Source organism: Acidovorax delafieldii 2AN (assembly GCF_000175235.1).
In the GTDB taxonomy this organism is placed as follows: domain Bacteria; phylum Pseudomonadota; class Gammaproteobacteria; order Burkholderiales; family Burkholderiaceae_C; genus Acidovorax; species Acidovorax delafieldii_B.
Genome location: NZ_ACQT01000162.1, coordinates 1 through 8631, shown reverse-complemented (window position 1 = coordinate 8631; position 8631 = coordinate 1). Strand labels below are relative to the sequence as shown.

The 8631-nt window shown below is 69.3% G+C and carries 7 protein-coding genes, 1 pseudogene and 1 riboswitch; of the genes and pseudogenes, 5 read left to right on the top strand and 3 right to left on the bottom strand.

Translation table 11 applies throughout. The features are described 5' to 3' along the window. The 3 genes and pseudogenes from ACDELDRAFT_RS16185 to ACDELDRAFT_RS16175 form a co-directional block, all read left to right on the top strand. Positions 1–893, top strand: a pseudogene (locus ACDELDRAFT_RS16185) (NAD(P)/FAD-dependent oxidoreductase); the annotation flags it as partial. Between the two features lie 45 nt (positions 894–938). After that, positions 939–2105 (top strand): CMD domain-containing protein, encoded by a 1167-nt coding sequence (locus tag ACDELDRAFT_RS24245; protein WP_005798744.1) that lies wholly within the window; start codon positions 939–941, stop codon positions 2103–2105. A 201-nt stretch (positions 2106–2306) separates the two neighbouring features. Further along, a riboswitch (glycine riboswitch) is annotated at positions 2307–2428 on the top strand. 95 nt (positions 2429–2523) lie between these two features. After that, positions 2524–3843 carry a D-amino acid dehydrogenase gene (locus tag ACDELDRAFT_RS16175; RefSeq protein ID WP_005798742.1) on the top strand — a complete coding sequence of 440 codons (1320 nt, stop codon included), beginning with the start codon at positions 2524–2526 and terminating at the stop codon, positions 3841–3843. Positions 3844–4061: 218 nt separating this feature from the next. Here ACDELDRAFT_RS16175 and sorU read toward each other — a convergent pair whose 3' ends face one another. Further along, complete coding sequence (gene sorU, locus ACDELDRAFT_RS16170) at positions 4062–4382, bottom strand: SorU family sulfite dehydrogenase c-type cytochrome subunit (RefSeq protein ID WP_050784189.1); 321 nt, start codon at positions 4380–4382, stop codon at positions 4062–4064. Between the two features lie 25 nt (positions 4383–4407). After that, the gene (gene sorT / locus ACDELDRAFT_RS16165; protein WP_005798738.1) at positions 4408–5616 is read right to left on the bottom strand and encodes a SorT family sulfite dehydrogenase catalytic subunit; all 1209 of its coding nucleotides are present in this window, start codon (positions 5614–5616) and stop codon (positions 4408–4410) included. A 405-nt stretch (positions 5617–6021) separates the two neighbouring features. Here sorT and ACDELDRAFT_RS25795 point away from each other — a divergent pair, with 405 nt between their 5' ends. Continuing rightward, entirely contained in the window at positions 6022–6765 is a 744-nt protein-coding gene (locus tag ACDELDRAFT_RS25795) for a PhnD/SsuA/transferrin family substrate-binding protein (RefSeq protein ID WP_005798736.1), read from the top strand. Further along, positions 6686–7189, top strand: coding sequence for a rhodanese-like domain-containing protein (locus ACDELDRAFT_RS25790; protein ID WP_232504795.1), 504 nt, complete (start codon positions 6686–6688; stop codon positions 7187–7189). Before ACDELDRAFT_RS25795 ends, ACDELDRAFT_RS25790 begins: the two co-directional genes overlap by 80 nt. 126 nt (positions 7190–7315) lie before the next feature. Here the strand turns inward: ACDELDRAFT_RS25790 and ACDELDRAFT_RS16155 are convergent, their stop codons facing one another. Next, entirely contained in the window at positions 7316–8617 is a 1302-nt protein-coding gene (locus ACDELDRAFT_RS16155; RefSeq protein ID WP_005798732.1) for an FIST signal transduction protein, read from the bottom strand. Positions 8618–8631 lie beyond the last annotated feature (14 nt).

The window sequence follows — 8631 nt, the reverse complement described above, 5'->3', positions numbered from 1 at the left end:
CGGCGTTCATGCAGGGCGTGGACCGCAGCCGCTGGGCGCATTCATCCGACGTGCTTGACTACACCACTTTGCGCGGCCTGCGCGTGGGCGTGGTGGGCGCAGGCTCGTCGGCCATGGACAGCGCAGCCACCGCGCTGGAATGCGGCGCCGCCAGCGTGGACCTGCTGGTGCGCCGCACCGATCTGCCGCGCATCAACAAGTCCAAGGGCTCCGGCGTGCCGGGCCTCACCCATGGCCACTACGACCTGCCCGACGAATGGAAGTGGCGCCTGCGCCACTACATCAACGTGCAGCAGGTGCCGCCACCGCACGGCAGCACGCTGCGCGTATCCCGGCACCCCAACGCGCACTTCAACCTGGGTTGCCCGGTGCAGCGCGTGGACCTGCAAGGCGACACCCTGCGCGTGGCCACGCCCAAGGGCACCTTCGTGTTCGACTTCCTGATCGTGTCGACCGGCTTTGCCATCGACTGGCGGCAAAAGCCCGAGTTCGCGCACATCGCGCCCCATGTGCGCGCATGGGGCGACCGCTACCAGCCGACGCCCGGCGATGAGGACCAGGAACTGGCCGATTCGCCCGACCTCGGCCCGGTGTTCGAGTTCCAGCCGAAGACCCCCGGCAGCTGTCCGGGCCTGGAGCGCATCCACTGCTTTTGCTACCCGGCGGCGCTGTCGCATGGCACGGTGTCGGGCGACATCCCTGCTATCAGCGATGGCGCGCGGCGGCTGGCCAACGGGCTGGCCAGCCTGTTCTATCGCGAAGACATCGAGCAGCACTACGCCAACCTCCTGGCTTATTCCGAACCCGAGTTGCTGGGCGACGAATGGACGGCTGCCGACACGGCACGCCGTGTGGAGCAACCCCTGGCCCCGGCAAGCCGCGAGCGCGCCTGACACGTTCTGGCCGCCTGCGGGCGGCCTCTTCATTTCCTTGCATCCATGACCACTGCCACCCCCGACACCATCGACACCCTGCTCGCGCTCACGCCCGAGCGCCCGGCCTTTGCCACCCGCCACGCCCGCGACAAGGTGGCCGTTGCCACGCAGGGCTGCTACAACGCCCTGTTCAGCCCCGACCTGTCCGGCACACTGACCCAGGCCGAACGCCTGTGGGTGGCGAGCGAAATCGCCCGCGAGAGCGGCACCGCCACGCTGGCAGCGCACTACACAGGCCGCCTGGCCGGCAGCACCCTGCCGCCCGCGCTGCAAACCTTGCTGGAGCAACCCGGCAGCACGCCTGCCGACACACGCCTTCAGGCCATCGCCCAATTCACCCGCACCCTCGCCACCCACCCGGACCGCGGCGATCGCGCGGCGCTGCTGGCACTGCCTGCGGCAGGCCTTTCGGTGCCCGACACCGTGCTGCTGGCACAACTCATCGGATTCGTGACCTACCAGTTGCGCCTGGTGGCCGGCGTGGCTGCGCTCGATGCCCTGGGCGGTGGTGGTGAGGGCGCCGCTGCGCCCGCCGCAGCCGACGCCACACCCTTCGTGCACCCCGCCAACCTGCCCGCGCCTGGCGAGCCATTGCGCCTGAACGGCTACACCAGCGAGACGCTGGGCTGGACATCCTGGCTGCCCGTGGTGGACCCCGCCACCGCCACGCCCGAGCAGCAGGCCGTGCTCGACCTCAGCCATCCGAAGGCGCGCAGCTCCGACTTCTACCTGCTGCTGGTGCACCAGGCCCGCGTGTTGTCGGAGCGCTCGCAGGCCTTCAACGCCATCATGTACGCGCCCGGCGGCCTTTCGCGCGCCGAGCGCGAAGTCGCCAGCACAGCCGTGTCGCGCGCCAACGGCTGCGTGTACTGCGCCTCGGTGCACGCCCAGCGGTTCGAGCAACTGGCGCGGCGCAACGATGTCATGGCCCAGCTCTTTGCCGACCCCGACCACGCCGGCACCAACGCCCGCGAGCGCGCCATCGTGCAGGCCGCACTGGCACTGACGCGCACGCCGGGCAGCTTCGCGGCACAGCACCTGCATCCGCTGCGCGCCGCCGGGCTGTCGGATCTGGAAATCCTCGATGCAGTGCACGCCAGCGCACTCTTTGCCTGGGCCAACCGCCTCATGTTGAACCTGGGCGAGGCGGTGTTCCCGCAGGCCAACTGAACTGCACGCCGGCTTTTGCCGGCAGCCCGCACATGGGCAGGATCAGCAAAGATTGCGGCGCATTAGCACCGGCGGCTTCGCGCCAGGCGAGATCCGCCCCCTAGAATGCCCCGAGCAGGAGAGCACGGCGGCCCGCAAGGCCGCTGCTGCACCGAAGGCGCAAACTCCCATACACGCTCAGGTTCCGTACTGCACCATTCATCACAGCCGTCTGGAGAGCCGCCACCACCTGTCAGCAGCGTTGTGGCGCACCGAAGGAGCAAACCGTGCGCCATGTGGGCCGTGCGGTGAATCTCTCAGGTACCAAGGACAGGGGGAGCGGCAGCTTGGGCAGACACGCGCCCGCTGCACGCTATTGAATTCATAGCTGCAAGCGCACGTCTTTCAAGCGCCAGAGCCCAGAAAGGCTTTGAAAATCATGCGCGTGATCGTTTTGGGCGCCGGCTTGCTCGGCGTGACTTCGGCTTATTTCCTGCAACAACTCGGCCATGACGTGACCGTCATCGACCGCCAGGGCGCGCCCGGGGCAGAGACCAGCTTTGCCAACGGCGGCCAGATCTCGGTGAGCCACGCCGAGCCCTGGGCCAACCCCAGCGCGCCGCTCAAGGTGCTGCAGTGGCTGGGCCAGGAGGATGCCCCCCTGCTGTTCCGCCTGCGCGCCGACATGCGCCAGTGGCTCTGGGGCCTGTCCTTCCTGCGCAACTGCACCCCGGCGCGCACGCGCCACAACATCGAGCAGATCGTGCGCCTGGGCACCTACAGCCGCGATACGCTGCAGCAGCTGCGCGCGGCCACCGGCATCCAGTACGACCAGCGCACGCAGGGCATCCTGCACTTCTATACCAACCAAAAAGAATTTGACGGCGCCCTGGCCCCGGCCGAGCAGATGCGCCAACTCGGCTGCGAGCGCCAGGTCATCAGCGCCGACGAAGCCGTGCGCATCGAGCCCGCGCTGGCCCACATCCGCCCCCAGCTCGCGGGCGCCACCTTCACGGCCGAGGACGAATCCGGCGACGCCAACCAGTTCACGCGCGAGCTGGCCAAGTTGTGCGAGGCGGCGGGCGTGCAGTTCCGCCTGGGCCACCACATCACCGCGCTGCGCGAGGTGGGTGGCCAGATCGACCATGTGGAAGTGACCAACGCCGAAGGCCGGTTCGAGCGCGTGCGCGGCGATGCCTTCTTGCTGGCCATGGGCTCGTTCAGCCCGCTGCTGGCACAGCCGCTGGGCATCCGCCTGCCCATCTACCCGGCCAAGGGCTATTCGGTGACCATGCCGGTCAAGGACGCCAGCAAGGCGCACCAGGTGAGTCTGACGGACGACGAGTTCAAGCTCGTGTTCTCGCGCTACACCAGCGAGCGGGGTGGCGACCGCCTGCGCATTGCAGGCACGGCCGAGCTGAACGGCTATGACCGCAACCTGAACCCCGTGCGCTGCGAGGCCATCGTGCGGCGTGTGGAGCAGCTCTTCCCCGGCGCGGGCGACACGACGCAGGCCCAGTTCTGGACCGGCCTGCGCCCGGCCACGCCCAGCAACGTGCCACTGATCGGCGCCACCAAGGTGGCCAATCTGTTCCTCAACACGGGCCACGGCACGCTGGGCTGGACACACGCCTGCGGCTCGGGCAAGGCCCTGGCGGACATCGTGAGCGGCCGTGTGCCCGAGGTGGACTTTGCGTTCCAGGGCGTGGCCGCCGGGCGCAGCACACCGCCGCTGGTGGCAGCCCCGAAGCGCGCCTGAGCCCCCCGGCCTGCCGCCGCCGCCAGGCGGTTTGCAGGGCGGTGCACCCAATGGCGACCGCCAAGAAGACGGCCGTACAAGGCAGGCAGGATGGCCCGCCGAAAAGCGCAGAGAAGTGCCCCATGCCGGACGGCACAGCGGAGCAGCCCGTCAGGGGGAGCAGCCCTCCCGCAACGAGCCCCAACCCCAAAATGGCCGGAAAACCGACCCTCCGGTGCCTAGGGCGCGCCGCCCGTGGCCTGCGACACAAACCGCGCCACGGCCTGCATGTCCTGCGGGCTGAGCTTTTCGGCGTACGACGGCATGATGCCGATGCCATTGCGCAGCGCGCGCAGCACGCGCTGTGCATCGGGTTTGAGTTCGTCGAGGACGGGCCCCACCTGCCCTTCGGCGCCAGCCGCCTGCAGGGTGTGGCAGGTGGCGCAGGCGGGCTGCAGCGTGGTGAACAGCAGCTTGCCACGTGCGAATTCGGCGGGCTCGGCCGCGTGGCTCCCACCGGTGAGCCAGGCCAGGCACCCCACCACGACAGCGCGGGGCACCCACGCCCCGGTTGCCACCGCCACGTCAGGCCACCGTCACGGTCACAGCGTGGTCGCTCCAGCTGGTGTTGTTGTAGCCGCCCACGTTCTCCTCGCGTTGCTCCGCCTGCACGTTGCCTGCGGTGTCGGTCGCGCGGCTGGCCAGCACATGGGTGCCCGCACCCAGGCGCACCGGCAGCACGAACTGGCGCCAGGCGAACCGGCCCAGATCGGGGCCCACGAGTTGCGCGGCCTGCCAGGTCTTGCCGCCGTCCACCGACACCTCCACCCCCTTCACGGGGTGGGTGCCACCAAACGCCACGCCGTGCACCTGCGCCACGCCGGCCTTGAGCGGGCCTTGCTCGGGCAACGGGCCATTGATCCAGGACTTGACCGTCATCTCCCACACCGAAGGCTGGTCCGGGCTGGCCTTGGTGCCCGGTGGCGACATGCGGTAGCCGTGCTGCATGATGCGCGCCTGGGACTGCGCCGGCGTGAACGCCACGCGCTTCACATACTTGATGTTGTTCACGCCCTGGTAGCCCGGTACCACCAGGCGCAGCGGCCCGCCGTGCGCGAGCGGCAGGGGCTCCCCATTCATTTCCCAGGCCAGGATGGCGTCGTCCATTGCCTTCAGGGGCACTGAGCGCTCGACCAGCACGCTCAGCGGGTCCACGCCTTCGGGCAGCTTCTCCCCCCCCGTTCCCGTGACGTACGCCATGCCATCGGCCAGGCCGCCCAGGGCCGCCACCACGGCGCGCAGCGGCACACCGCTCCAGACCACGCAACCGGCGGCGCCCACCGTCCAGGGCGTGCCGCTGGGCTTGCTGGGGAAGAACCCACGTCCGTTACCCGAGCACTGCAACACCGTGGCCACTGTCTCTAGGCCGAGGGTCTTGAGTTCGGCCAGCGTGAGCGTGCGGGGGCTCTTCACCCCTTCGATCGCTACCGACCAGGCATCGCGGTTCTCCAGGATGGCTGCGTCGGGTGCGGGCAGGTTGTTGCGGACGTACAACTGGCCCGATGGCGTGATCACGCTGGTGCCAAAGGCCGCACGGCGCGTTTCCAGGGTGCTGCCGCTGTGCACGATCAGCGCATTGGCGCTCTTCCAGCCAGCGTAGCCCGGCAGAGGCTTGGGAGCAGCTGCGGCCTGGGCACGTGCAACGCCAGTCCAGCCCGCCAGCCCCAGCGCGCTCAGGGCGGCGGCGCTTCCGGCCAGCATGTGGCGGCGTGGCAGTGTCATCGGGTTCTTCATGGGCAGGGTCCTCTGGAAAACAGTGAGACAGATGAAGTCCGCCCCACAGCAACGGTGGCACCCGGCGCTGCGGGAAGGGGCTGGGCCGATTTTGTGGGGACCGGTGTTTTTGGCGAAGTGGTTTTGATACAAAGGTGTAAACAATGGCAACAAATCCGCCATGAACGTTCGCGAATTCACAGCGCTCGGGCATATTTACCCAGCCTGCCCGCAGGCCCGGCATGGCCAGCGCCGCGCACATGGGTTGGTAGGGGTGCCGCGAACCTGGGGCCGGTGCCGCCGGCACAGGGCCCGCCACATCGGGGCACACGCCGCCTGCAGAGACAAAGAGATAACGGCCTCGCAAACGCAGGGCGGCGCGCGACCACCCGACGGCCCCACACGTTCACAAGGAGACGAGACGCCATGCACCGCCACTTTCACGCCACCGCCCTGGCCTTGCTGTGCCTGCTGGCCAGCCCCTGGGCACGGGCCCAGCTCACGGCCCTCGTCGCAGTGGAGCCCACGGCCAAGAAGGCGGCCCACACCATCGTGCGCAACGCATTGCAATCCGGCCTCGCGCAGGCGGCGGGCCAGCCCCTCACGCTCAGCACCAGCGAGGACCTGGCCGACGTGATGCGCGCCACCCGCAGTGCAGGCTACGACGTATTCATTGGCCCCGCCCAGGTGGCGGCCTCGGCCCTGCAACGCGGCTACGAACTGGTGGGGTCGACAGAAAAGTCCGAGCAATACCTGCTGATTGGCGCCCCCCAGCTGGCGGCCGTATCGGGCATGAAGGGCCAGCGGCTTTACCTGCCGCAGCAGGATTCGGTCTACACCTACATGGCCCGCGGCATGCTGAACGAAGCCGGCCTGTCATTCAAGGACCTCAAATCGGTGCAGCACGAAAAGTACCCCCAGGCCGGCCTGAGCGCGCTGACGCTCGGCCTCGCCGATGCCACGGTGGTGCGCGCCGACGAGTGGGCGGCCTGGACGGCCGGGCACCCCCGGCGCCGCGCGCGTGCTGGCCACGTCGCACCCGGTGCCGGGGGGATTCTCGATCGTGGTGCGCAAGGATCTGCCGGCCGAAATGCGCAGCCGGCTGGGGCAGTGGTTCAGCGGCGCCGCCTCGGCGTCCACGGGGCTCACTCCCGTCACGCAGCGCCCTGATGCCCAGGAATACCGGCGCGTGGCCGAGCTGGGCTTGTTCACACCCAACAGCCTGCCGGGCGTGAACCGCGTATCGGCCAAGGAAGCGCAACTGCTGCAGACGCAGGGCGCTATGGTGGTGGATACACGCACCGAGAAGGAATACAAGGCGCGCCGCATCCGGGGCGCGGTCTTTGCCGCCTATGTCGAGAAAAGCCTCAAGGACGTGGCTTTCGACCCCGCCCAGGACGACTTCCAGGCCCTCGACAAAGTGGCGCAGGTCGACAAGGCCAAGCCCGTGATCTTTGCCTGCAACGGGGCCGAATGCTGGAAGTCGTACAAAGCCGCCAAGGTGGCCACGGCCAAGGGCTTCAAGGCCGTGTACTGGCTGCGCGGCGGCCTGCCCGAATGGGATGCCGCCGGCCTGCCGACCGAAGGAGGCTGAAGCTCCGCATCCACCACCACCCCGACGACCGCGCGACATGGAACGCGCGCGGATACCGCCCCGCAGCGCCTCCGTGTGAGAGGCCGCTCCCGATTGGCGGGGCAGCCCGCGGCGCAGGCCTGCGCTTCAGATGCCGACGAACACCGTGAGCACCCCCGTGTACTCATACAGGTGGTGGTGCGCGATTTCGCCACCGGCAAAAAAACCCACCAGCGGCACGTCGCCCAGGGCGTGGCGCACGATTTGCAGCTCGGCACTGGGCCCGCCGAAATGGGGGCCCCCGCGCCCCGAGCAACTCACATAGATGGCGCCGCGGATGGAGCGGCCTGGCGGCTGGCCCGCCGCCGCTCTGGCGCTGCCAGAAGTATCTACCGGGCCGGCCTGCGCCCCCGTGGACAGGGGCACTTGCTCGAGTTCTTCCGGCGAAAGCTCTTCGCGGATTTCCGCGCAGATGCGCATCAGGTCGGCGCGCGCCGCCGCCACGTTACGCTGGCAGAACGCGAGGTGCATGCCGGATTCCACCTGGTCGGCCAGGGCCACGCCCCGGCGCGTGCCATCGAGCCCCACGATGTGGCGCACACGGGTGTCGGTGCCAAAGTGGCCCGTGCGCTGCGCTCCCTGGGGCTGCTCGCCGGCATCGACCAGGCCCGCCAGCGTCGCGCGCACCTTGCGCAGTGCGGGCTGCGGGTCGCCATCCAATGAGACCTCCAGCGTGTCCAACAGCACATCGAGCGCGGGCTCCCCGTCCAGCTCGAGCACCACGTTGTCCTGCGCGGCGGTGACGGTGTGCAGCGCCCCGACAGGCTGGCAACCCTGCGTGACGCGCGACAGCAGCGCCACACCGGGCCCGAAAGCCACGCCCGACAGCCCTCCATCGAACACGCCCCCGGCAGCCCCCTGCCCCGCCATGTTGCCGTTGCCCCCCACGGCAAACTGCACGCTGGCGCCGCGGCTGGCGCTGAGCCCGCCGAACAGGTAGCCGGTGGTGGTGCGCGCCGCCATCTCTTCGAGCAGCTCCGCCAGCTCGGCCGTATGGCCATTGGCGTGCACCAGCGCGGTATGCGCCTCGAACCCGCTGGCCGGGTTGCGCGGCAGCGGGGCCACGCCGGAAAACACGCGGTACTGATCGGCCGGAATGTCCAGCAGCATCACCGACAGAGCGGGTTCATCGAAATATTCGGCATTGTTGGCCGACACGCCCACGCCCACGGTGCCGCTCCAGTCGGTCACCTCGGGCAGTTCGGCCCCCAGGTAATCGAGCAGGGGCTGCGCCTCGCCGGCGTAGTGGTCGGTGATGTAGGCCAGGCCCAGCGTGGGCGCGCTGGCATAGGCGGGCAGCGCCATCTGGGCGCGCAACTGCGCCACCACCAGGGCGGCAGCCATGCGCCACTGGGGATGGGTGGCGTGTCCAGTGGGAAAGAGGGGCATGGTGTGGCCTCGCA

What these genes read in the sequence shown, in the direction of transcription:
- ACDELDRAFT_RS16155 (WP_005798732.1), bottom strand. Translation starts at nt 8,617, where the DNA reads ATGCCCCTCTTTCCCACTGGACACGCCACCCATCCCCAGTGGCGCATG.
- ACDELDRAFT_RS16175 (WP_005798742.1), top strand. Translation starts at nt 2,524, where the DNA reads ATGCGCGTGATCGTTTTGGGCGCCGGCTTGCTCGGCGTGACTTCGGCT.
- ACDELDRAFT_RS24245 (WP_005798744.1), top strand. Translation starts at nt 939, where the DNA reads ATGACCACTGCCACCCCCGACACCATCGACACCCTGCTCGCGCTCACG.
- sorT (WP_005798738.1), bottom strand. Translation starts at nt 5,616, where the DNA reads ATGAAGAACCCGATGACACTGCCACGCCGCCACATGCTGGCCGGAAGC.
- ACDELDRAFT_RS25790 (WP_232504795.1), top strand. Translation starts at nt 6,686, where the DNA reads ATGCGCAGCCGGCTGGGGCAGTGGTTCAGCGGCGCCGCCTCGGCGTCC.
- ACDELDRAFT_RS25795 (WP_005798736.1), top strand. Translation starts at nt 6,022, where the DNA reads ATGCACCGCCACTTTCACGCCACCGCCCTGGCCTTGCTGTGCCTGCTG.